This window comes from Sulfuricaulis limicola (assembly GCF_002355735.1).
GTDB lineage: Bacteria > Pseudomonadota > Gammaproteobacteria > Acidiferrobacterales > Sulfurifustaceae > Sulfuricaulis > Sulfuricaulis limicola.
This window is the reverse complement of the sequence record NZ_AP014879.1, coordinates 1,997,206-2,019,896: the sequence shown is the minus strand read 5'-3', so window position 1 is coordinate 2,019,896 and position 22,691 is coordinate 1,997,206. Positions and strand designations below refer to the sequence as shown.

Genomic DNA, 22,691 nt, shown 5'->3' with positions numbered 1-22,691 from the left:
GTTATTCCTTGTGATGTTGAGCAGGGGATGGCGCATTGGATTTGCCGGCGCGCGTCGTTGCTCCGTCGGCACCGGGAGCGAGAATGCCGCGCAGCAGGATGTCCACCGCCATGCCGCTGTAACGCCCCGGGTCGTCCGCGAAGCTTACCTCGGGGAAATGGCGGAATACCTTGTTGGCCTGGAAGAAAAAAACATCGGCGCCCACCAGCAGCATGGCCACCATGGCCGGGTCCATGTCGGCGCGCAGCTCGCCGTGTTCCTGTCCGCGCCGCAGGATGGTCACCAGCCCGGAGAAAGCCTCGCCGAAGACCTGCTGCGCAATCTTGAGTCGCTCCGGCGGCATGTCCGACAGGATCTCGTGCAGCATCAGGCGCGCGAACCGGTCGTGTTCCAGGATGCTGGACAAATGGCCGCGGGCGAATTGCGCCAGATCGATGGCCACCGCCCCGGAATGGCTGCCCATTTGCTGGAGTTGCCGGGTGACCTCGCGGATGGCGTGGCGTAGCACCGCCTGGTACAACGCGTGCTTGGAACTGAAGTGATGAAACACGTTGGCCTTGCTGACCCCCGCGCGTTCGGCGATGGCGCTCATGGAGGCGGCATCGAAGCCGTGATCGGCGAATTGGGCTTCAGCCGCCACCAGGATACGGGCGATCGTATCGCTGCCCGCGCGGGTCGCCGCCGAGGTCGTGGTGGAGGTCATTTTCTTCGGGTGCGCGCCGGGTTCAGGAATGATTCCGGATTGTTGGCGCGGCCATCGAGCTTGTCAGGTTGCATTATGCCGCCCCACTAATCATACTGACCGATCGGTCAGTCAGGAAATATTAGCTGCAAATCAGGTCAACGACAATACGATGCGTCGCGTTTGGACAGGTCAGGGCTTTCCGCCACAATGGCAGCCCTCGTTTGCCGGCGATCGCCAGGCCCGCGCAAGGATCCGCCAGCCACTACCCGCATGAACACTGCATTCAAATCCATGCTGCCGGCCCTGCTGTGGGGGCTGATGCCATCGCTCTGGGCCGCCGCCGCGCCCGGCGCGCTGGTGTGGGAGGCCAGCGTCGAGGAGACGGCCGCCGCCAACCCGGAATTGCGCGCCGCGCGCGCCGGCGTGACCGCCGCCGGGCATTCGGCCAGCGCCGCCCACAGCGGCAACCTGCCCCAGCTCTCGGCGGGCGCGGGCTACAGCGACAGTTCGGGCAGCGCCACCGCCGCCGGCACCAGTTACAGCACTTCGCTTTCACTCAGCCAGAATCTGTTCTCCGGTTTTCAGGACAGCGCCCGCATCGAACAGGGCGCGGCGGCTCTCGCCCAGGCCGAGGCCAGTCTCGCCTCGACCCGGGCGCGACTGAGCCAGGAATTGAAATCGGCGTTCGCCGGATTGCAGTTCGCGCAGGACAACGTCACGCTCACCGACAAGATCGTGCAGCGGCTGGCGGAAAACCTGCGGCTGGTGGAACTGCGCTTCGAAGGCGGGCGCGAGAACAAGGGATCGCTGCTGCTGACGCAGGCCACGCTGGCCCAGGCGCGTTATGAAAACCTGCAGGCGCGTCAGACGCTGGCCTCGGCGCAGGCGCAACTGGCGCGGGTGCTGGGCCGCGGCGAACCGGCGGGACTGCAGGTCCTCGGCGGCGTGCCGGTGAGCCTGCCGGAGCCGGCGCCGGACTTCCCGCAACTGGTGCAGCGCATCCCCGAGCTGTTGCAGGCGCGGGCGCAGGAGCGCTCGGCGGTGGCGGGTGTCACGCTGGCGCGTTCCGGGTTCTACCCCAGCGTCGATGTCTCCGGCTCGGTGGCGCGCGAGGGCGAGAACTGGATGCCGGACGGCGACCGACGCACGGTGGGGCTCAATCTCACGCTTCCGCTTTTCAGCGGCGGCCGGGATTACTACACGACGAAAAGCGCGGCGGCATCGCTCGAAGCCGCCTCGTCGAACCGGGACAATCTGGAACGTCAGCTGCTGGTGCGGCTCAAGCAGGCGTATGCCAGCTATGTTGAATCCGAGGAGAAGCTCAAGGTGGACCGGGCGTTCCTCGACGCCGCCGTCCTGCGCGCGGAGATTGCGCGCTCGCGCTACAACAATGGTCTTATGTCATTCGAAGACTGGGATCGCATCGAGAACGACCTGATTCAACGACAAAAAACCGTTCTGCAGAGCCAGCGTGACCGCGTCACGGCCGAAGCGGCCTGGGAGCAGGCGCAGGGCAAAGGAGTGATTCCGTGAGCACGACCGAAACTGGACGCCGGTATCGATGGATATTGGCAGCGGCGATTGTCATGGCGCTCGGCGCCGGCGCATATTTTTACTGGCGTGCCGGTGGCGAGACCCAGCCTGCCTATCGCGAGATCAGTGTGAGTCGCGGCGATCTCGAGCTGACCATACTCAGCACCGGCGTGGTGCAGCCCAGGAACCGTCTTGAAATAAAGCCGCCGATTGCGGGCCGCGCCGAGCAGGTGCTGGTGCAGGAAGGCCAGAATGTGGCCAAGGGCCAGATCATGGCGTGGATGAGCTCGACCGAGCGCGCGGCGCTGATCGATGCCGCCCGCGCCCGCGGGCCGGAAGAGCTCAAGCGCTGGGAAGAGCTGTATCGCGCCACGCCGGTGCTGGCGCCGATCAACGGGACAGTAATTGCGCGCAGCGTCGAACCCGGCCAGACCTTCACCGGCAACGACGCCGTGTTCGTCATGTCTGACCGCCTGACCGTCAAGGCGCAGGTGGATGAGACCGACATCGCGCAGATCCGTCTGCGCCAGTCGGCGCAAATTGTGCTCGACGCCTATCCGGAGCAGCCCTTCCCGGGACGCGTGGACCAGATCGCCTATGACGCCAAGACCGTGAACAATGTCACGACCTACGAGATCGACGTTCTGCCGGAGACGGTACCGCCCTTCATGCGCAGCGGCATGACCGCCAACGTGAGTTTCATAATGGATACGCGCCGCAACGTACTGCTGGCGCCGAATGCCGCGGTAAAGTCGCGCAACGGAGATTCCTATGTCCTGCTCGCGCCCGCAAAGCCCAATGGCGCGCCGGTGGAAAAACGCATCAAAACCGGCCTGAGCGACGGCAAGCAAACCGAAGTGCTGGAAGGCGTAACGGAGAACGAGAAACTGCTGGCTCCGCAGATGCAGGTGGGAGGACGCGGGGATACGGCATCGAGTCCGCTGATGCCGTTTGGCAGGAAGCGATAAACACCACTGGATGATCGAACTCCGCGACATCCACAAAACCTACCGCATGGGAGACGCCCGCGTGCGGGCGCTGCATGGCGTGTCGCTCAGGATCGAGCCCGGCGAATTCGTGGCCATCACCGGGCCCTCCGGTTCAGGCAAGTCCACGCTCATGCACGTGATCGGCCTGCTCGACGTGCCCGACTCGGGTTCCTACCGCCTGCTGGGCAGGGAGACGGCGCATCTCCCGGAAGACGAACTGGCCGTACTGCGCCGCGAGGCCATCGGTTTCGTGTTCCAGCAGTTCAATCTCCTGCCGCGCGTCAGTGCGAGAGAAAACGTGGCCATGCCCCTGCTGTACTCGCGGCATGAACTCGATGTGACGCGCGCCGAAAAACTGCTGGCCCAGGTCGGGCTCGGGGACCGCGTACACCACAAGCCGAACGAGCTGTCCGGCGGTCAGCAGCAGCGTGTCGCCATCGCGCGCGCCCTTGTCAACGAGCCGGGCATCATTCTGGCGGACGAGCCGACCGGCAACCTCGACAGCGCCAGTCAGCACGAGATCATGACGATTCTGCGTGAGCTCAACCGGCAGGGTATTACCATCGTGATGGTCACGCACGAAGAGGAGGTGGCGCGCGAGGCGCGCCGGCGCATCCGCATGCGCGACGGTGTCATCCAGTCCGATGAACGGACGGAAACGACGTCGCAACGCGCCGAACCGGACGCCGCCGTGGTCGCGACACCGGATCGCTGGCGCTTCAGGGAAATCGGCGAACATTTGCATCAGGGCTTGCGCGCGCTCGCGGCCAACAAGGTGCGCACCGCGTTGTCGATGCTGGGCATCCTGATCGGTGTGGCGGCGGTGGTGGCGATGCTGGCGCTCGGCAAGGGTGCGCAGACGGCCATTCAAAGCAGCCTGTCTTCGCTGGGATCGAACCTGCTGGTGCTGCGTCAGGGGGCGTTGCGTATCGGCGGGGTGGCGCAGGAGGCCGGCGCCACGACGCGCCTCACCGTCGAAGACGTGGTCTCGATCCGGGAAAACGTCGCGGGCGTGAAGGACATTTCGCCCGCGGTATCGGGCCGCGCGCGCGTCAGCTTCGGCAACAAGAACTGGAACACCCAGGTGCTCGGCACCGGACCCGAATACGCGCGCATGCGCGCGGCACAACCCGGCATCGGGCGTTTCTTCACGGAGGCGGAAAACCAGAAACGCGCACGCGTGGCGCTTGTCGGGCTCACGATCGTGCGCGAGCTGTTCGGCGGCCAGAATCCGGTGGGCGAATACATCAAGCTCAACAAGATCAATTTCCAGGTCATCGGCGTGCTGCCCGAGAAGGGCGCGACCGGCTGGCGCGACCAGGACGACATCATCGTGCTGCCCGTGAACACGGCCATGTACCGGTTGCTCGGCAAGAGCTACGTGGATTACATCGACATCGAGGCGGAACGCCCCGAGGATCTCGAAGCCGTCAGCGAAGCGGTGACCGAGCTCATGCTGACACGCCGCAAGGTCCCGCCGTCGCAGCGCGAGAACGCCTTCGAGATCCGTAACCTCGCCGACATCCAGGCGGCGCTGTCGGAAAGCAGCCGCACCATGTCGTTCCTGCTCGCCGCCATCGCCGGCATTTCGCTGCTGGTGGGCGGCATCGGCATCATGAACATCATGCTGGTATCGGTGACCGAGCGCACGCGCGAGATCGGCCTGCGCAAGGCCGTGGGCGCGCGCCGGCGCGACATCCTTTCGCAGTTCCTGGCGGAAACCCTGGTGGTAAGCCTGATCGGCGGACTCGCCGGCATCGCCATCGGCTGGATCATGACCGTGATGATGTCGGCGTTCGCCGGCTGGTCGGCGTCGGTCTCGGTGGACGCCGTGCTGCTGGCGTTCCTGTTCTCCGCCGGTATCGGCGTGGTCTTCGGCATTTATCCCGCGCGCAAGGCGGCCGGCCTCAATCCCATCGACGCGCTGCGTTACGAATAGTCCAGCCTGCGCGTGATGTGCTAAATTGCACATCATCGTCCCTGGTGGTTTCAGCTTATTTAATAATCATAACGAACAGGCGCAGCCCATGAATCTCCATGAATACCAGGCCAAGGCCCTGCTCGCCGAATACGGCGTGCCGATCCCGCCGGGCCGGCCCGCCTTTTCCGTGGCCGAGGCGCTGAAAGCCGCCGATGAACTGGGCGGCGACAGCTGGGTGGTGAAGGCGCAGATCCACGGCGGTGGCCGTGGCAAGGCCGGAGGAATAAAGAAGGTCACCGGCCGCGCGGCACTGGAACAGGCAGCCGGCAGCCTGCTCGGCACGAAACTGGTGACGCATCAGACCGGTTCCGCCGGCCAACCGGTGCAGCGCCTGCTGATCGAGCAACCGAGCGCAGTGAGCCGTGAGTTGTATCTGGCCTGTCTGCTGGATCGCGCGCTGGAGCGCATCGTGTTCATCGCCTCCGGCGCCGGCGGCATGGACATCGAGGAAATTGCCGCCAAACACCCGGACAAAATCCTCAAGGCCATCGTCGATCCCGTGGCCGGTTTGCAAGGCTATCAATGCCGTGAAATCGGGTTCACGCTGGGCCTGAATGACAAGCAGGTCGCCGCGCTGTCGCGCCTGATGCTGAGCCTGTATCACCTGTACTGCGCGCGCGATCTGAATCTGGTCGAGATCAATCCGCTGGCGATCAGCGCCGGCGGCGAACTGATCGCGCTCGATGCGAAAATCCAGGTGGACGACAATGCGCTCTACCGCCAGAAGGCGCTGGAGGAAATGCGCGACCCCTCGCAGGACGATTCCAAGGAGCACCGCGCGCACGAATTCGGCCTCAGCTACATCGCGCTCGAGGGCAACATCGGTTGCATGGTGAACGGCGCCGGACTGGCCATGGCAACCATGGACCTGATCAAGCTGCACGGCGGCATGCCGGCGAACTTTCTCGACGTCGGCGGCGGCACCACGGCCGACAAGGTGGCCGAGGCCTTCAAGCTGATTCTGTCGGACAAGAACGTGAAGGCGATCCTGGTAAACATCTTCGGCGGCATCGTGCGCTGCGACCTGATCGCCGAGGGCATCATCAAGGCGGTGCAGGAGGTCGGCATCAAAATCCCGGTGGTGGTGCGGCTGGAAGGCACCAATGTCGAAAAAGGCCGCGAGTTGCTGAAGCACAGTGGCCTGAAAATCATCACGGCGGACAGCCTGACCACTGCCGCCAAACAGGCGGTCGCGGCGGCGAAGAAATGAGCATACTGGTTAACAAGAGCACGAAGGTGATCTGCCAGGGCTTCACCGGCAAGCAGGGCACGTTCCATTCCGAACAGGCGATCGCCTACGGCACCAAAATGGTCGGTGGGGTGACGCCGGGCAAGGGTGGGCAGACGCATCTCGGATTGCCGGTGTTCAACACCGTGCGCGAGGCAGTGCAGGAAACCGGCGCGAGCGCGACCATGATCTACGTGCCGGCGCCGTTCGCCGCCGATTCCATCCTGGAAGCGGCCGCGGCCGGCATCAAGGTCATTGCCTGCATCACCGAGGGCATCCCGGTGCGAGACATGCGCAAGGTCAAGGTGGCGCTGCACCAGTATCCTGGCGTGGCGCTCATCGGTCCGAACTGCCCCGGCATCATCACGCCGGGCGAGTGCAAGATCGGCATCATGCCGGGTTTCATTCACAAGCCCGGGAGCATCGGCATCATTTCGCGTTCCGGCACGCTGACCTACGAGGCCGTGTACCAGACCACGCTGGAAGAACTGGGGCAGAGCACCTGCGTCGGTATCGGCGGCGACCCGATCCAGGGGCTGAATTTCGTGGACTGCCTGCGCCTGTTCGAGGCCGATCCCGCCACCCGCGGCATCGTCATGGTGGGCGAGATCGGCGGGCAGGCGGAGGAAGACGCCGCGGCTTATATAAAGAATCACGTGACCAAGCCGGTGGTGGCCTACATCGCCGGCGTGACCGCGCCCAAGGGCAAGCGCATGGGCCATGCCGGCGCCGTGATCGCCGGGGGCAAGGGCACGGCCGAGGAAAAATACCGCGCGCTCGAGGCCGCCGGCGCGCACACCGTGCGCTCGCCCGCGGACATTGGCGCGCGCATGCGCGAAGTGCTGGCCTGACATGGCGGCGCGGCTGCGCATCGCGCTCGGTCAGCTCAATCTGCTGGTGGGTGACGTCGCCGGCAATGTCGCGAAGATGATCGCCGCCGCGACGCGCGCCCGCGACGAACTCAGGGCCGATGTCATTCTCTTTCCCGAACTCGCGCTCACCGGCTACCCGCCCGAGGACCTGCTGTTGCGTCCCGACCTCAGCGTGCGCGTGGAATTGGCGCTGGGCGAGATGCTGCGGGGCATTTCCGGTATCGACGTGATCGTCGGTTACCCCAAGCGGCAGTACGGCAAGCTGTTCAATGCCGCCTCACTGCTGCGCGGCGGCAAGGTGATTACGACATATTTCAAGCACATTCTTCCCAACTACGGCGTGTTCGACGAGAAGCGTTACTTCGCCGAGGGCGATGAACCCTGTGTGCTCGATATCAAGGGCCAGGCGATCGGCCTCACCATCTGCGAGGACGTGTGGGAGCGCGGGCCGGTGGAACAGGCGGTGAAGGCGGGCGCGAAACTCATGCTCAATCTCAATGCCTCGCCATTTCACAGGAACAAGGGGAGAGAGCGGTTCGAGGTTGTCGCCCGGCGCGCGCGCGACAACCGCGTGCCCATCGTCTATCTGAACCTGGTCGGCGGGCAGGACGAGCTGGTATTCGACGGCGATTCCTTCGTAGTTAACGCGCGCGGCGAGATGACCCAGCGCGCCCCGGCCTTCGAGGAAGGGCTTCATCTGGTGGAGATCAAGGCCGGCGCCCGGATGACGCCGGTGCCGGCGGCGATTGCGCCTGATCTTCCCGAGGAGCAGAGCGTGTACTCGGCGCTGGTGCTGGGCGTGCGCGATTACATCGGCAAGAACGGTTTTGCCGGCGCGGTCATCGGTCTTTCCGGCGGCGTCGATTCGGCGCTTACCCTGTGCATCGCGGCGGATGCCATCGGCGCGTCGCGCGTCGAGGCGGTGCTGATGCCATCGCGCTACACCGCCGCGATGAGTCTGGAGGATGCGCGCTCGCAGGCCGAGGCGCTGGGCGTGAAGCACAGCACCATCCCGATCGAACCGATGTTCGAAGTCTTCCTCGGCGCACTCAAGGAGGAATTCCAGGGTCGCAAGCCGGACAGCACCGAGGAAAACATCCAGGCGCGCGTCCGCGGCACCTTGCTCATGGCGATCTCGAACAAGACCGGCCGCATGGTGCTGACCACCGGCAACAAGAGCGAGATGTCGGTGGGCTATGCCACGCTCTACGGCGACATGGCCGGCGGCTTCGCCGCCATCAAGGACGTGCCCAAGACGCTGGTGTACCGCCTGGCGGAATACCGAAACAAGATCAAACCGGTCATTCCCCGCCGCGTGTTCGAACGCCCCCCGTCGGCGGAACTGGCGCCGGATCAGAAGGATACCGATTCACTGCCGCCCTATGACGTGCTCGATCCCATCCTGGAACGCTATGTCGAGCTGGACCAGTCGGCCGGGGACATCATTGCCGCCGGTTTCGAGGAGGCCACGGTGCGCCGCGTGCTGCGCATGGTGGACCGCAACGAATACAAGCGCCGCCAGGCGGCGCCCGGGGTGCGCATCACCCCGCGCGCCTTCGGGCGCGACCGGCGCTATCCCGTCACTTCGGGCTACGGCCGCGGCCCGGACAAGCCCGGTGGCAACGGACCGGCAGGTGGTATATAGGGTTTCTAATGGATAATATGATTTTGAACCGCCAAGACGCCAAGGACGCCGGGAAAAGCTATTTATTCAAGATAAAAAACTTGGCGTTCTTGGCGTCTTGGCGGTTTAATTCTGTTTTGTCATAGATCAATGATATGAAAAATCTGATTCGAGGTTTCCGACAATGAAAAAAATCGAGGCCATCATCAAACCCTTCAAGCTCGACGACGTGCGCGAGGCCCTGTCCGAGGCCGGCGTCAGCGGCCTGACCGTCACCGAGGTGAAGGGTTTCGGCCGGCAGAAGGGGCACACGGAGCTTTACCGCGGCGCGGAGTACGTGGTGGATTTCCTGCCCAAGGTGAAGATCGAACTGGTGGTGGACGACAAGATGCTGGACCGCTGCATTGAGGCCATCACCGGCGCGGCGCGCACCGGCAAGATCGGCGACGGCAAGATATTCGTCACGACCGTGGAGCAGGTGATCCGTATCCGCACCGGCGAGCAGGGGCCGGAGGCGATCTAGTCCGTCGTCAGGCGCCGGCCTCGGCGATATAACGGCTCTGCGGAAAATTCCGGCGCAGTATACGCAGGGTGTCCTTCAGCAGATCGTCCACACCCATGGCCTTGTAGGACAAGGCCATGATCCCGAGCGCATCTTCCGTCGACGGCGTGCGCGGATAATTCTCCAGCGCATATTTGGCGCGGTTGACGGCCGCGACATAGGCCGAGCGTTCATAATAGAAACGCGCCACCATGGTTTCGTACTTTGCCTGCGACTCGAACAGATAGGCCATGCGGCTCCGCGAGTCCTCGGCATAACGGCTGTTGGGGAAGCGCTGCACGACCTCGTTGAAGGCGTTGTAGGCCTCGAGCGCGCCCTTGGGGTCACGGTCGGAGAGATCGTCCTTGGAGCCGAACAACCAGTTGATGAATCCCTTCTCGCCCTGAAAGTTCACCAGGCCCTTGAGGTAATAGGCGTAGTCCACGTTCGGGTGCGTCGGATGCAGGCGGATGAAACGGTCGGCCGCGGCGATGGCGAGCGCCGGTTCCTCGTACTTGTAGTTGGCGTAGGCGATTTCCAGCTGGGCCTGTTCGGCGTAGCGCCCGTAGGGATAGCGCGCCTCCAGGGTTTCGAAGTACTTGATGCCGGTTTCGTAATCACCTTCGGCCACCTTCTCCTTGGCCTCGGTGTAGAATTTCTCCGGCGACCAGTTCTTGGTCGGATCCTCGGTGATGCCGGCGCATCCGGCAATCAGCAACAGGAAGAAAAGGCCGGACAGCGGCCCGGTGAGACGACGCATTCGATTTACCCCGGCACAACGTATAAAGTCGCGCCAGCTTAACCCGATTTCACTTCGCCGGAAAGACCGGACGCAGGCATGAACCAGGAATCCACACTGTCGGCAAGCATCCCGCCCGAGCTGGCCGGACAACGGCTCGACCAGGCGCTGGCGGCGCTGTTCGCGGACATCACGCGCTCGCAGCTGCAACAATGGATCGAAGACGGGCGTATCACCCTCAACGGCCGGGTTCCGCGCAAGCGCGACAAGGTCAAGGAGGGTGATGCGGTAGAGATCAGGGTGCCGCCGCCGGTGGAATCGGGCTGGAAGGCGCAGGCACTGCCGCTGGAGATCGTGCACGAAGACAGCGAGTTGCTCGTCATCAACAAACCACCTGGCCTGGTGGTGCATCCGGGCGCGGGCAACCCGGAAGGCACCCTGCTGAACGCCCTGGTCGCGCGCATGCCGAAACTCGCGCAACTCCCGCGCGCGGGGATCGTACACCGGCTCGACAAGGATACCTCGGGGCTGCTCGTGGTCGCGAAGACCGAGCATGCGCGCCAGAACCTGATCGAACAACTGCAGGAACACAGCGTCGAGCGCGAATACCTCACCATCGTCAACGGCGTCATGGTCGCGGGCGGGACCATCGAGGCCCCGATCGGCCGCCATCGCACCCAGCGCACGCGCATGGCGGTGAGCAACCGGGGCAAGCCCGCGGTGAGCCATTACCGCGTGATGAAAAAATACCGCGCCCACACGCTGGTGCAGGTCAACCTCGAATCCGGCCGCACGCACCAGATCCGCGTGCACATGGCGCACCTGCATTACCCGGTGGTGGGCGACCCGGTGTACGGCGGCCGGCTCAAAATTCCCACCGGCGCGGGTGAGAAACTGAAAATCGTATTGCGTAACTTCCGGCGCCAGGCCCTGCATGCGCTCAAGCTGTCCCTGATTCATCCCAAAACGGGAAAGCGCGTGCAGTGGGCCACGTCGGTGCCGGAGGACATGAGCAAGTTGATGGAGGCCCTGGCATTGGATGCCAAGGTCCATGAGAGTTAATTTCATCTCAGAGGGTGTTGTCATTCCCGCGAAAGCGGGAATCCAGGTAGTGAATGATCAAAAGCCATCTTAGGCGGCTTTTGACTTTTAATTCCCTCTCCCCTTGCGGGAGATGGTCAGGGAGAGGGGTGATTGTTGAGTGGGCGAAGCCCGCTCAACAAACCGTGCGCGAAAAGCACACAATAATGTAATATCTCCCGCCAGCGGGCCAGAAAAACCAAAGATGGTGCCAATCAATACTCTCGAATTCGTATATCCCGACTGGCCGGCGCCGGTGCACGTGAAGGCGTTGACGACCACGCGCAACGGCGGTTTCAGCGTCGGGCCGTATGCCTCGTTCAATCTCAGCAATCTCGTGGGCGATGAGCCCGGCAGCGTCAAGCGCAATCGCACATTGCTGCGCGAAGTGCTGAAGCTGCCGGCCGAGCCGTGGTGGCTCACGCAGGTACACAGCAGCCGTGTAATCGACGCGTTCGACGCCGGGCCTGGCGAGGAGGCGGACGGTTGTGTGACCGGCACCGGTGGCGTGGTGTGCGCGGTGCTGACCGCGGATTGCCTGCCGGTCTTCCTGTGTGACCGGCGCAGTACGCGCATTGGCGTGCTGCATGCCGGTTGGCGCGGATTGGCGGCCGGCGTCATCGAAGAGGGTTTGCGCAAAATCCAGGTTCCCCCGGCCAATCTCATGGCCTGGCTCGGGCCGGCTATCGGACCCTCGGCTTACGAGGTTGGTGACGACGTGCGCCAGGCATTCGTCGGCCAGGACAAGGAGATGGCCGGGTCGTTCACGCCCGTGCCGAATCGTCCGGGACACTGGCTGGCCGATCTTTACGACATCGCGCGCCGGCGTCTGCGCTCACAGGGCGTGCACGAGATCCATGGCGGTCTGCGCTGCACCCTGCGCGAACGCAACCTGTTTTATTCCCACCGGCGCGATGGCACCTGCGGGCGCATGGCCTCGCTCATCTGGCTGGATAAACACGCGCGTTAGGTTATGATGCCCGCTTTCGCGCCGGGCGAGTGCCGAAGATGGATTCCCTGATTCTCTGGATTATCTTATTCACCGCCCTCGGCGGCGTGCTGAGCGTGTTCGCGGCCGCCGCGTTCCTGCTGGTGCCGGAGGCGACGCGCACGCGCCTGCTGTCGCCGATGGTGAGTTTCGCCATCGGCGCGTTGCTCGGGGCGTCCTTCCTCGCGCTCCTGCCGCATGCCTTCGAGACGCCGGGGGTGGACGTGCATCGGGTCGCGCTCACGGTACTGTGCGGCATTCTGGTTTTCTTCCTGCTCGAGAAGATGGTGATCTGGCGTCACTGCCATACGCATGACTGTGAGGCGCATGTGCCGGATGTGGACCGGGCGCGTCACGCCGCGACCGGGAACCTGATCCTGATCGGTGACGGCATCCATAATATGGTGGACGGGGTGCTGATCGCGGCCGCGTTCCTGACGGATATACATCTCGGCATCATCACCAGCATCGCCGTGATCGCCCATGAAATCCCGCAGGAGCTCGGCGACTTCGCAATCCTGCTGCACAGCGGCTTCAGCCGCGCGCGGGCCCTGGCGTACAACGCCCTGACCGGACTGACCACGATCGTCGGCGGCGTTGTCGCCTATTTCTCACTGTCACTCGCCGAGCAGCTGGTGCCGTACGTGCTGGCCGTGGCCGCGTCGAGTTTCATCTACATCGCGGTCGCTGACCTGATTCCCGGCCTGCACAAGCGCCCCGAGTTCAGCGCCACGGTGCAGCAGATCGCGCTGATCGCGCTCGGCGTGGTGGTGATTTTCCTGGCTCATTCCACCCTACATTGACCATCTCTGAGGACGTAATCAGGTGGCATTGTCTCGGGCCTGATGGCGCTTGCATCAAACGGCGCCAATTATGTTGGCGACACTGGTATTCTCAAGCCATTGGCTTATAAAGAAAATATTGATTTTGACTAATTTGATCTGTCTTCCACCCCACCTCTCAGCTATCTATGCATTTTGGCATATTCGGAATATGCTATTTTAGCTTCCTTGGGAAGCTGGTTATTAAAAATGGTTTTCTGTGAAGGTGCACTCCATTAAACGTATGTTTGATAACGCACAGCAGAATTTAAATCTGCAAAGCGTGTCGACGTGGGTGGATGGATTTTTATAACAACGCTAGGAGAATCAATAATGAGATTACGATCTGTGGTTGTTTTTCTGTCTGTTGCTGCTCTTTCTACTGGCTGCGCTTCTATTATCAAGGGGACAGATCAAGTGCTTACTATCAATAGTGAACCAGACGGAGCCCTGGTCAGTATCGATGGCATTTCCATTGGTGTTACCCCATTAAGCACCAAGGTCAAGAAGAACTCTGCGAGCGTCATAACGATCAAGAAGGACGGCTATAAGGTTCAAACGATGCCGTTGGATAAGAAATATGATGGCGTCGCTCTTCTTAACATTTTTTGGGATTTAAGCACGACCGATTTCGTCACTGGTGCTGCTTACGAGTACGTGCCGAACACATTCCATTTTCAACTAAAGAAGGAAGAAGCCGGTACATGAATGGCTAACTACGGCTTGCTTGACCGGCAAGTTGCAGATGATCTTCGTGCTTTCGTGCTTACCTATTATTTCACTATACGTAACACGCATGACAAGATACTGATGGCGGCACTGTATGAATTGGTGTCGCAAGACCTAGGTATTCCGCTCATAACGGCCAGCGAAATGACGTTAGAATTGATCGCCAGTACAGCTGACCCGGTGGAGTTTTTGAAGAAGATCAGCAGCCATCAAGCACCATAGGCCACGGAATGGAACCCCGCCGCACCGGCGGGGTTTTTCTTTCTAGGCGTCATAATCTCCGCTCATTAATCGCGGCATGACATTGCATATTCATTTACCGACAAGCGCCCTCGTGGTACTGGTACTAACGTTACTTGTAAGTACAGCTTCGTTTGGTGATCAACTTCATAAAGAGAGGAGTTATTGGGAAAAACTACTGCACTTTGATGGCACTCGTAGCCGAGTGATCTCAGAAGAGTTTTTTGTATCAATCAATGGACAGCAAGATGCTCTAGGCGAGCAAAAAGAAACTATCCGATTACTCAAAAGCTCTCAGGGCAATGACGTCGCCTGCAATTTTCCTGCTCGTTATGCTTGGCTGCGTAAACAGGTTTCTGACCTACCAAATTTTGATTTGAAAAAATGCGAAAATCTCCAGAAGTTTCTTCATAGCTTTCAGAAAGAAACTCTGAATATCGTTTTCGTTTCAGAGCTTGTTGACGCTCCTGCATCAGCATTCGGTCACATTTTATTGGTATTCAATAACCATGACATACCAATTCCGTTAGCTGAGGCTGTTCATTTTTCCGCGCAAACCGAGCCTGATGGATTCTTTCGCTACGTGTACAGCGGTGTGAGTGGAAAATACGCTGGATATTATATTCGCGGCCCGTTTTTTCGCAAGCTGAATGAGTATACCGTGCATGAACAGCGCGCGATGTATATTTATCGGCTTGATTTCTCACCCGAGGAGATTTCACGGATTGTCCTGCATTTGTACGAACTACGCAAAGCTCGTTTCCATTATTACTTTATAAAAGAAAACTGTGCATTCCAAATTTCTGAACTACTAGCTATTGGATTACCCGACGAAACTCGTACACTAGAGAGTGCGAGTTTTGTGCTGCCTATCGACGTGGTGAAACTCTATGCTGATCGCTTAACGGAACGGTCGTCGTTGAGCCCCTCATTGCTGCGTGTTGATAATTTGTTGAAGAAATTAACTACTGATGAGTTACGGACTGTAAAAGATGTTATTGCTCAACGCTCAATTCCCTCTGACACCATGCCTGACCATGTGAAAGAAGTGCTTGCACTTCACTATCAGTACTCATTTCGCAGACATAAAATCATTTACGCAAACTATGACCAAGTCCAATCCTTGCAGTACTCACCGTCCTCGTTCAAGCCCTTCTTTATTGATCCATTGGAGAATTCCGAATCAGACCGGGTGCTTTTTGGCGTATTTAGAAGCACGACACGAACCGGAGTTTTGTTTGGATACCGTCCCATGCTACGCGATATATACGTGCCACAGAGTGCAGTGAACCAAGAAACAGAGCTTGCTTTGTTTGATGTGCAATTATTGGCATACAGCAAAGGTTTTCGTCTTGAGCAACTTGATCTTTTAAAAATTCGCTCTATACCGAACCATCCACTCTTATGGCAACCGTTGTCGTGGAGCTTCTACTTTGGTTTTAACCGCGCTAATGTTAGAGATGAAATGCGTGCTGAACTGGAATTAGGATTAGGCCATAATTTTGGTAATCGCGATGTTACTTTTGACGTTTCAGTATCTGCGGGATTACAAGAGAGTCACGGAGTAGATTTCTATCTGAAGCCGAACATCATTTTGATGGGTTATTTCCCGGCTAGCATTAAACTCGGTCTCCAGATCTCAGACAAACAATTCCATCAGCAGCATTATCGACAGCACGAAATATTTCTAAGCTCACCACTAGATAAAGGCTTCTTTAACATCCGATATATCCATGCGCCAACTGGTAACAGCAAAACGATGGCCTCGTTAAACCTGCCAATCTAGTCTCCAATGAGTCGCCACGCTATCTTCGTGGCTGCCGTTATTCACCGACTATCGGTTGATCATGCTGGTTCGGCGGACTGATCGGGATTCCGCTCATGGCTGGAAGATGAGTTTTGGTTAGGGCGTCATGAACCATGCTGAAAACCCCCGCATTACCCTTGACTCTTTAATTAACCGAGCATATAAGTGAATTGGATGTAAGCGTAATCAGGCGGCTGTACCCCTTTAATATCAGGAGGATACTTAATGTTGAACAAGAAGCTCATGGTTGTCGCTTTAGTAGGCATGTTCCCGGTTGGCGCAATGGCGGGTGCCGATGGGAATTGTGGTGTGGGCTCTAAACTTTTTGATGGACAAAAGGGCATTGCACCGCAAGTTCTCGCAATGACCACCAATGGTACGTTCATTAATACCTTTGGCGTCACTTCCGGCACCTCGGGCTGCAAACAGGACGGTGTGGTAAAGTCCGACTGGAAGACCGCCATGTTCATCGACGGCAACAAGGAAAAGCTGGCGCGCGACATGTCTACCGGCAGCGGTGAGTCGCTGGAATCCCTGGCCAAGCTGATCGGCGTTCAGGATCAGCACAAGCCGGCGTTCTTCCAGGCCACCAAGGAAAATTTTGCGAAGATCTTCTCTTCCGACAACGCCACCACGGATCAGGTGTTGGCCTCGCTGAAGCAGGTGTTGGCGTCGGACAGCGAACTCGCTCAGTATTCCCTGTCGATCTAATCGCCAAGCTGTCGTATCACGGCGGCACCCAGCTGTTGTAAGCTGGGTGCCGTTTTCATATCTGCCATGATTGTTACCCCATGCCCGGGCGCCGGATTTTATTGCTCATTCTGTTGTGGTTTCCGTGTGCGGTTTTCGCGACCGGCAATGCCTATCTCGAAGAGCTGATTCAACGGGCCCGGCAGGAAAACCTGTCGCAGCGCGCCGAGTGGCTGAACCTGCTGCACTACAAGCCTTATGCCTACTGGTTCGGCAGCCGCAGTCTTGCCGACGATCCCGGGTTTTTTAATGCACCCGATGGCAGGAACGACGCCGCCGCCGAGTTGGAGGCGACGCTCGCCGCGTTTTTCTCCACCGCCGAGGAGACCGACAAGACGCAGAATCCCCAGTGCCGGTTCATCGCGCGTTACCAGTGGCTGAAGCAGGAGTTGCGCTTCGATCCGGCGCGCCTGCCGCCGCAACCCTGCAAGCGTTTTTACCAATGGCGCGCCAGCCTCGACCCGCATGAAATCACGCTGGTGTTTCCCGCCGCCTACCTGAACAACCCAGCCTCGATGTACGGTCACACGCTGCTGCGCATCGACGCCAGGGATCAGGATGAAAAAACACGATTGCTCGCCTATTCCATCAGTTATGCCGCCGGTACGGCTGAGACCAGTGGCCTGATTTTTGCGGTCAAGGGATTGTTCGGAGGTTATCCTGGGGTTTTTGCGATTACGCCGTATTATCTCAAGGTGCGGGAATACAGCGACATTGAAAATCGTGATGTATGGGAATATCAATTGACGCTCACGCAGGAGGAAATCGACCGTCTGGTGATGCACGCGTGGGAGCTGGGCCCGACCCGGTTCGATTATTATTTTTTCGACGAAAATTGCGCCTATCATCTGCTGTCGCTGCTGGAGGTGGCGCGCCCTGGCCTGCCGCTGACCGACCGTTTCCGCTGGTGGGCGATTCCCTCCGACACCGTGCGCGCCGTGGCAGACCAGCCGGGGCTGCTCAAGCGCGTGGTCTATCGTCCCGCCAGCGTCACCATCATGCAGGAACGGCTGAAGCACCTGCCGGCAACCGAGCGCGAGCTCGCGCGGGATTTGGGCAAGCAGAAAATTGACGCGAACGACAGTCGCGTGCGCGCACTGCCGGCCGTGGACCAAGCCGAAGCGCTGGAACTCGGCTATGAATACGCCGCCTATGAATCGGCCACCGGGCGCAACAAGGCCCCCGACGCCGCGGCGCACATGCGTGAACTGCTGCTGGCCCGCAGCCGGCTGCCGGTGCCGCCGCAGAAACCGGAGATACCAGTCCCCGCGGTCCGGCCGGACGAGGGGCACAAGACCTCGCGCATCGGCATCGGGGCGGGAAGCCGGGATGGCCGCCGTTTCGGGGAGATTCACCTGCGCCCGACCTATCACGACCTGCTGGATCAGGACGCCGGTTACACCCGTGGTGCGCAGATACAGTTTTTCGACATGCGCTTCCGCCACTACCAGGACGATGACGGCCTGCGCCTGGAGGATTTCAAGCCGCTGGATATTTTCTCGCTGTCGCCGCGCAACGATTTCTTCAGTCCGGTGTCATGGAAGATCAATGTCGGCTGGACGCGCAAGCGTCTTGCGGACGGCGCGGAACCGCTGGTATTCCGGCTCCACGGAGGGCCCGGGCTGGCCTATGCCGCGCCCAAACTGTTCGGCAATAACGCGGTTTACTATGGTTTCCTCGAAGTGGCGCTGGACGCCAGTCAGCGTTTCGAGAGCAATTACACCCTGGGCGCCGGCCCCGCCATCGGCCTGCTGGCCGACGTCACCGGACGCTGGGGTGTCCATTTGCAGGCGCGCTCCTTGCGTTACGGCCTCGGGGACGATCACTGGGCGCGTGAACTGGTGCTGGAGCAGCGCTACGCGCTGGGTCGGCAGAGCGCGCTGCGTCTCAACCTGTCCCGCAAGCAGGAATTCCGCGACTACTGGAACAGCGGGCAGCTATCGCTGTATCTTTATTTCTGATGCGGCGCTGGCTGATCCTTGTCCTGTTCTCGCTCGGCCTTGCCGGCTGCAGCAATGTTTTTTTCTATCCCTATCGCGAGCACGTCCAGACACCCGAGCGGCTGGGGCTGAAGTACGAAGACGTTTATTTCAACGCCGGCGACGGCACGCGCCTGCACGGCTGGTTCCTGCCCGCGACGGGCAGGGCGCTCGGGACCATTCTGTTTCTGCACGGCAATGCCGAGAACGTCAGCACCCACATCATGTCGGTGCGCTGGTTGCCGGAGCGGGGCTTCAACGTGTTCCTGCTGGACTACCGCGGCTACGGCGCCTCCGCGGGCAAGCCCACGCTGGCCGGCGTGCAGGATGACGTGGAGAGTGCGCTGAAGATGTTGATCGCGCGCCCGGACGTAGACGCCAACCGCCTCGTGATGTTCGGCCAGAGTCTCGGTGGCGCCATTTCCATTTACAACGTCGCGCACTCGCCGTACCGCCGGCACATTCGCGCGCTGGTGGTGGAGAGCGCGTTTTCCGGATACCGAAGCATCACGCGCGAGAAGCTCGGTGACTTCTGGCTGACCTGGCCGTTCCAGTATCCGCTTTCATGGACGATAGCCGATGACTACAGCCCGTCACGCGCCGTGGCGGCCATCAGCCCGATCCCGCTGCTGATCATTCACGGCGACCAGGACCCGATCGTGCCGGTGCATCACGGGCAACGCCTGTTCGAACTTGCGCGTGAACCGAAACAGCTGTGGATCGTGCCGGGTGGCGGCCACATCCAGGCGTTTCAACGCCAGAGTTATCGTGATCGTTTTGTCGAATACCTGACAAAAGCACTGTCAAATCCATCGTCAGGATAAATCTAAAGCGCTATCACTCCCCGGATCGCGTTCGTCTCGGGTCCCCGCGGGGTTCGTATTGAGCCTTCGTCAGGCCGCCAAGGCGGCAAACAAACGCTGTTTCCCGGGGAAATTGACATGGGTCAAACCGACAGTCCGGGCTGGCTTGTTTTGGCACGGGATATGCTCATCTGAAGCATCGGCATCCCAATACTCCGAATCCACGCCAGGGCTGTATACAGTGTTTTTCGGCATGGGGAGCGGCGCCCTTACCGCCGTGCGGACCATCTTCCGGCTTGCTGCATCCATGCTGGTGGCGCTGTTTGCCTTGCTGGCGCCCGCTGTTGCCACCGCCCTCGACGATACGGTGCGCATCGGTGTGCTGGCGCACAGTCAGGAGAGTCTGAATCTCTGGTCACCGACGGCGGATTACCTGACGCAACGGATTCCCGGTCGCCGTTTCCTTATTGTTCCGCTCGACAATCACACCATCGGCCCCGCGGTCGCACAGGGCGAGGTGGAGTTCGTCCTGACCAACCCCGGGTCCTATGTCGAGCTTGAGGCGCGGTACGGCGTGACGCGCATGCTGACGCTGCGCAATCTGCGTCAGGGACAGCCGTATACCGTGTTCGGGTCGGTGATTTTCACGCGCGCCGACCATCCGTCCGTCAAGCACCTGGAGGACCTGCGGGGGCGATCGTTCATGGCGGTGGACAAGAACGCCTTTGGCGGTTTTCTCATGGCGTGGCGCGAGTTCAAGGATCACGGCATTGATCCGTTCAGGGATTTTACCGAGATCAAATTCATCGGCCTGCCGCAGGACCCGATCGTGTACGCGGTACGTGACGGCAAGGTGGACGCCGGCATGGTGCGCACCGACATGCTGGAACGCATGGCGGCGGACGGGAAAATCCGGCTTGACCAGTTCCGCATCCTCAACCCGCAACACGCAGAGGGTTTCCCGTTCGCGCTCAGCACCCGGCTCTATCCCGAGTGGCCGTTCTCGAAGGCGCGTCAGACATCCGATGAGCTGGCGCAGCAAGTGGCGATCGCGCTGCTGAGCCTGCCGCCCGGACACCCGGCGGCGCAAGCGAGCAAGTCCGCCGGCTGGACCGTGCCGCTGGATTACACCCCCGTGCACGAGCTTTATCGCGAGTTGCATGTCGGCCCCTACGAGGATTACGGCAGGATGTCGACTGCGGACATTCTGCGCCAGTATTGGCACTGGATTGCCGGCATGGTGGTGCTGGTTGTGGCGCTCAGCGCCATCGCGTTTTACATCCTGCGTCTCAATCGTATTCTGAATCTGTCGCAAGAACGGTTGCTCGGTGCCTCGCACGATCTGGAGCGCGCCAACCGGCGGCTCGAACGCATGTCCACGCAGGACGATCTCACCGGTATCGCCAACCACCGCTACTTTCAGGAGCATCTGGATCTGGAATGGCGTCGCGAACGCCGCGCGCGCAAGCCGCTGGCGCTGCTCATGATCGACGTGGATTATTTCAAGGCCCTGAATGACGCGCTCGGCCATCTGACGGGCGACGAATGCCTGCGCCGGATCGCGCACACCCTGGCCGGCGGCCTGCACCGGGCCGGCGATGTCGTCGCGCGTTACGGCGGGGAGGAATTCGCCGCGATTCTGCCCGAGACGGATGCCAGGAACGCCGCCATGCTTGCCGAGCGCCTGCGCGCGGCGATCGAGAACATGGGCTTCGCGCATCCGGCGTCAAAGGTTGGCAGTAATGTGACCGTCAGCATCGGCGTGGCCAGTCTCGTTCCCATGGAGCAGCAGAAGCCGGAGGAGCTGATTGCCATGGCCGATCGCGCGCTGTATCGCGCCAAAAAAATCGGCCGCAACTGCGTGGTTGCCGACGGTACGCCGGATTAACCGGCGTCATCCGTTCCGATGCATTGATCACAGATACACGTAACCGCTGCGGCGCAGTCGACTTTCTTCATCCGGTCCGTAGGGCACCAGCTCGATGAAGCCGGGGATATCCTCTTCCCGGATACCAAGGCGTTGCATTTCAGTGCGGCACATTTTCACTTCGATGATGCGTCCGGCATCGAGCCGCGCCGCGCGGTCCACCGTTTCCCGGAATCGCGCATAGTTCTTTTTCGCGAAAATTTCGATTTCGGGACCATGCAGCACCAGCGCGATGCCGGTATTGCTGCTGTCTGCGCGCCGGATTTTCGCCAGTTCCTCGGCGCGAGCCAGCAGGCCGGCGATTTCCTCCGGCGTGTGCAGCGTGACGCTGAACAGGTAGCGTCCGTCTTCCGTGGCGAGTCCTGTGGCCGGCAAGGATGGCGGTGCTGTCGGTGTCCGGGGTTGCAGCAATGCTGCCAGCCAGGCAGCGGCCATGCCGGCGATCAACACGGCGGCGATTACCCAGAGCTTGCGCCGCACCGGTTTCCCCCCTGCTTCAGACGATTCAGTCATGATGGCGGAAGCGCAGGGACAGGTCTACCGCCACGACATTCTTGGTGATGGCGCCGATGGAAATGAAGTCCACGCCGGTTTCGGCGATGGTGCGGATGTTGGAGAGGTTAACCCCGCCCGAGGCCTCGAGTTTGGCGCGCCCGCCCGTTTCCCGTACCGCGGTCTTTAATTCCCCGGCGCTGAAATTATCGAGCAGGATGCGCCCGGCGCCGGCTTCGAGTGCTTCGCGCAGCTGTTCGAGGTTTTCCACTTCGATTTCCACGGTCACGTCTTTCGGCGCGGAGGCCCTGGCCGCGCGCAAGGCCGCGGCAACGGAGCCGGCCGCGGCGATGTGGTTTTCCTTGATCAGGATGGCGTCGTACAGGCCCAGGCGGTGATTCTGTCCGTCGCCGCAGGCGACCGCGTATTTCTGCGCCCGGCGCAGTCCGGGAATGGTCTTGCGCGTGTCGAGGATGATCGCGCGGGTTCCGCGCACGGCGTCCACGTATTGTCGCGTCAGCGTGGCGGTGCCGGACAGCAGCTGCAGGAAATTCAGCGCGGCGCGCTCGCCGGTGAGCAGCGCGCGCGCCGGACCGCGCAGGGTGCAAAGTATTTGTTCGGCGCGAATGGCATCGCCGTCATGGGCATTCCAGGTGACGCTGACGCGCTTGTCGACCTGATGGAAAACTTCGTCGAACCAGACTGTGCCGCAGAGGATGGCCGGCTCGCGCGTGACCACCTGTGCCTCGGCCTGCGTTTCGGCGGGGATGAGCGCGGCGGTGAGATCGCCCGGGCCGACGTCCTCCGCCAGCGCCTGGCGAACGGATTCAGCGATGTTTTCGGGAAGTTTTGCTTTGGACATCAGGGCAGACTCATGACGCGA

General features: G+C 60.8%; 21 protein-coding genes. 17 read left to right on the top strand and 4 right to left on the bottom strand.

The genetic code is table 11. The features are described from left to right. Nucleotide 1 precedes the first annotated feature (1 nt). Nucleotides 2–703: a TetR/AcrR family transcriptional regulator gene (locus SCL_RS09630; RefSeq protein ID WP_096361016.1), complete on the bottom strand. Its 702-nt coding sequence runs from the start codon at nt 701–703 to the stop codon at nt 2–4. A gap of 252 nt (nt 704–955) precedes the next feature. Between SCL_RS09630 and SCL_RS09625 the strand changes: the two genes are divergently transcribed. The 7 genes from SCL_RS09625 to SCL_RS09595 all read left to right on the top strand — a co-directional run bounded on the left by SCL_RS09625 (nt 956) and on the right by SCL_RS09595 (nt 9,435). Continuing rightward, entirely contained in the window at nt 956–2,218 is a 1,263-nt protein-coding gene (locus SCL_RS09625) for a TolC family protein (RefSeq protein ID WP_172426012.1), read from the top strand. Beyond that, a complete protein-coding gene (locus SCL_RS09620; protein ID WP_197702589.1) occupies nt 2,215–3,186 on the top strand; it encodes an efflux RND transporter periplasmic adaptor subunit in 972 nt (323 codons plus the stop codon). The genes SCL_RS09625 and SCL_RS09620 overlap by 4 nt, the downstream gene beginning before the upstream one ends. A 10-nt stretch (nt 3,187–3,196) precedes the next feature. After that, nucleotides 3,197–5,146, top strand: coding sequence for an ABC transporter permease (locus tag SCL_RS09615; protein ID WP_096361013.1), 1,950 nt, complete (start codon nt 3,197–3,199; stop codon nt 5,144–5,146). Between the two features lie 88 nt (nt 5,147–5,234). Continuing rightward, nucleotides 5,235–6,398, top strand: a complete 1,164-nt coding sequence (gene sucC, locus SCL_RS09610) for an ADP-forming succinate--CoA ligase subunit beta (RefSeq protein WP_096361012.1) — start codon at nt 5,235–5,237, stop codon at nt 6,396–6,398. Continuing rightward, nucleotides 6,395–7,267 carry a succinate--CoA ligase subunit alpha gene (gene sucD / locus SCL_RS09605; RefSeq protein WP_096361011.1) on the top strand — a complete coding sequence of 291 codons (873 nt, stop codon included), beginning with the start codon at nt 6,395–6,397 and terminating at the stop codon, nt 7,265–7,267. The genes sucC and sucD overlap by 4 nt, the downstream gene beginning before the upstream one ends. A 1-nt stretch (nt 7,268) precedes the next feature. Continuing rightward, a complete protein-coding gene (locus tag SCL_RS09600; RefSeq protein WP_096361010.1) occupies nt 7,269–8,933 on the top strand; it encodes an NAD+ synthase in 1,665 nt (554 codons plus the stop codon). Nucleotides 8,934–9,096: 163 nt separating this feature from the next. Further along, a complete protein-coding gene (locus SCL_RS09595; protein ID WP_096361009.1) occupies nt 9,097–9,435 on the top strand; it encodes a P-II family nitrogen regulator in 339 nt (112 codons plus the stop codon). 7 nt (nt 9,436–9,442) lie between these two features. On the opposite strand, the gene SCL_RS09590 is transcribed toward SCL_RS09595, so the two are convergent. Then, the gene (locus SCL_RS09590; RefSeq protein ID WP_096361008.1) at nt 9,443–10,213 is read right to left on the bottom strand and encodes an outer membrane protein assembly factor BamD; all 771 of its coding nucleotides are present in this window, start codon (nt 10,211–10,213) and stop codon (nt 9,443–9,445) included. 78 nt (nt 10,214–10,291) lie between these two features. Between SCL_RS09590 and rluD the strand changes: the two genes are divergently transcribed. The 10 genes from rluD (at nt 10,292) to SCL_RS09540 (ending at nt 21,277) form a co-directional block, all read left to right on the top strand. Further along, nucleotides 10,292–11,254 carry a 23S rRNA pseudouridine(1911/1915/1917) synthase RluD gene (gene rluD, locus SCL_RS09585; RefSeq protein WP_096361007.1) on the top strand — a complete coding sequence of 321 codons (963 nt, stop codon included), beginning with the start codon at nt 10,292–10,294 and terminating at the stop codon, nt 11,252–11,254. 223 nt (nt 11,255–11,477) lie between these two features. Beyond that, on the top strand, nt 11,478–12,242 hold the full coding sequence (gene pgeF, locus SCL_RS09580) for a peptidoglycan editing factor PgeF (protein WP_096361006.1): 765 nt from the start codon (nt 11,478–11,480) through the stop codon (nt 12,240–12,242). A 38-nt stretch (nt 12,243–12,280) separates the two neighbouring features. Then, on the top strand, nt 12,281–13,063 hold the full coding sequence (locus SCL_RS09575; RefSeq protein WP_096361005.1) for a ZIP family metal transporter: 783 nt from the start codon (nt 12,281–12,283) through the stop codon (nt 13,061–13,063). A gap of 351 nt (nt 13,064–13,414) precedes the next feature. Next, nucleotides 13,415–13,789: a PEGA domain-containing protein gene (locus SCL_RS09570; protein WP_096361004.1), complete on the top strand. Its 375-nt coding sequence runs from the start codon at nt 13,415–13,417 to the stop codon at nt 13,787–13,789. After that, a complete protein-coding gene (locus SCL_RS09565) occupies nt 13,790–14,032 on the top strand; it encodes a hypothetical protein (protein WP_096361003.1) in 243 nt (80 codons plus the stop codon). Between the two features lie 76 nt (nt 14,033–14,108). Continuing rightward, nucleotides 14,109–15,836, top strand: coding sequence for an Lnb N-terminal periplasmic domain-containing protein (locus tag SCL_RS09560; RefSeq protein ID WP_096361002.1), 1,728 nt, complete (start codon nt 14,109–14,111; stop codon nt 15,834–15,836). A gap of 246 nt (nt 15,837–16,082) precedes the next feature. Beyond that, nucleotides 16,083–16,568, top strand: coding sequence for a DUF3015 domain-containing protein (locus tag SCL_RS09555; protein WP_096361001.1), 486 nt, complete (start codon nt 16,083–16,085; stop codon nt 16,566–16,568). Nucleotides 16,569–16,648: 80 nt separating this feature from the next. Further along, nucleotides 16,649–18,568 carry an Lnb N-terminal periplasmic domain-containing protein gene (locus SCL_RS09550; RefSeq protein WP_096361000.1) on the top strand — a complete coding sequence of 640 codons (1,920 nt, stop codon included), beginning with the start codon at nt 16,649–16,651 and terminating at the stop codon, nt 18,566–18,568. Then, complete coding sequence (locus SCL_RS09545; RefSeq protein WP_096360999.1) at nt 18,568–19,410, top strand: alpha/beta hydrolase; 843 nt, start codon at nt 18,568–18,570, stop codon at nt 19,408–19,410. Before SCL_RS09550 ends, SCL_RS09545 begins: the two co-directional genes overlap by 1 nt. Nucleotides 19,411–19,642: 232 nt before the next feature. Continuing rightward, nucleotides 19,643–21,277, top strand: coding sequence for a diguanylate cyclase (locus tag SCL_RS09540; RefSeq protein WP_148665069.1), 1,635 nt, complete (start codon nt 19,643–19,645; stop codon nt 21,275–21,277). Nucleotides 21,278–21,304: 27 nt separating this feature from the next. On the opposite strand, the gene SCL_RS09535 is transcribed toward SCL_RS09540, so the two are convergent. Both SCL_RS09535 and nadC read right to left on the bottom strand, forming a co-directional pair. Then, nucleotides 21,305–21,829, bottom strand: coding sequence for a DsrE family protein (locus SCL_RS09535; RefSeq protein ID WP_148665068.1), 525 nt, complete (start codon nt 21,827–21,829; stop codon nt 21,305–21,307). Next, nucleotides 21,822–22,670, bottom strand: a complete 849-nt coding sequence (gene nadC, locus SCL_RS09530; protein ID WP_096360996.1) for a carboxylating nicotinate-nucleotide diphosphorylase — start codon at nt 22,668–22,670, stop codon at nt 21,822–21,824. The genes SCL_RS09535 and nadC overlap by 8 nt, the downstream gene beginning before the upstream one ends. Between the last annotated feature and the right edge of the window lie 21 nt (nt 22,671–22,691).

Coding starts and splice junctions, on each gene's coding strand:
- SCL_RS09630 (WP_096361016.1), bottom strand. CDS start 703: ATGACCTCCACCACGACCTCGGCGGCGACCCGCGCGGGCAGCGATACG.
- SCL_RS09625 (WP_172426012.1), top strand. CDS start 956: ATGAACACTGCATTCAAATCCATGCTGCCGGCCCTGCTGTGGGGGCTG.
- SCL_RS09615 (WP_096361013.1), top strand. CDS start 3,197: ATGATCGAACTCCGCGACATCCACAAAACCTACCGCATGGGAGACGCC.
- sucC (WP_096361012.1), top strand. CDS start 5,235: ATGAATCTCCATGAATACCAGGCCAAGGCCCTGCTCGCCGAATACGGC.
- sucD (WP_096361011.1), top strand. CDS start 6,395: ATGAGCATACTGGTTAACAAGAGCACGAAGGTGATCTGCCAGGGCTTC.
- SCL_RS09600 (WP_096361010.1), top strand. CDS start 7,269: ATGGCGGCGCGGCTGCGCATCGCGCTCGGTCAGCTCAATCTGCTGGTG.
- SCL_RS09595 (WP_096361009.1), top strand. CDS start 9,097: ATGAAAAAAATCGAGGCCATCATCAAACCCTTCAAGCTCGACGACGTG.
- SCL_RS09590 (WP_096361008.1), bottom strand. CDS start 10,213: ATGCGTCGTCTCACCGGGCCGCTGTCCGGCCTTTTCTTCCTGTTGCTG.
- rluD (WP_096361007.1), top strand. CDS start 10,292: ATGAACCAGGAATCCACACTGTCGGCAAGCATCCCGCCCGAGCTGGCC.
- pgeF (WP_096361006.1), top strand. CDS start 11,478: ATGGTGCCAATCAATACTCTCGAATTCGTATATCCCGACTGGCCGGCG.
- SCL_RS09575 (WP_096361005.1), top strand. CDS start 12,281: ATGGATTCCCTGATTCTCTGGATTATCTTATTCACCGCCCTCGGCGGC.
- SCL_RS09570 (WP_096361004.1), top strand. CDS start 13,415: ATGAGATTACGATCTGTGGTTGTTTTTCTGTCTGTTGCTGCTCTTTCT.
- SCL_RS09565 (WP_096361003.1), top strand. CDS start 13,790: ATGGCTAACTACGGCTTGCTTGACCGGCAAGTTGCAGATGATCTTCGT.
- SCL_RS09560 (WP_096361002.1), top strand. CDS start 14,109: ATGACATTGCATATTCATTTACCGACAAGCGCCCTCGTGGTACTGGTA.
- SCL_RS09555 (WP_096361001.1), top strand. CDS start 16,083: ATGTTGAACAAGAAGCTCATGGTTGTCGCTTTAGTAGGCATGTTCCCG.
- SCL_RS09550 (WP_096361000.1), top strand. CDS start 16,649: ATGCCCGGGCGCCGGATTTTATTGCTCATTCTGTTGTGGTTTCCGTGT.
- SCL_RS09545 (WP_096360999.1), top strand. CDS start 18,568: ATGCGGCGCTGGCTGATCCTTGTCCTGTTCTCGCTCGGCCTTGCCGGC.
- SCL_RS09540 (WP_148665069.1), top strand. CDS start 19,643: ATGGGGAGCGGCGCCCTTACCGCCGTGCGGACCATCTTCCGGCTTGCT.
- SCL_RS09535 (WP_148665068.1), bottom strand. CDS start 21,829: ATGACTGAATCGTCTGAAGCAGGGGGGAAACCGGTGCGGCGCAAGCTC.
- nadC (WP_096360996.1), bottom strand. CDS start 22,670: ATGTCCAAAGCAAAACTTCCCGAAAACATCGCTGAATCCGTTCGCCAG.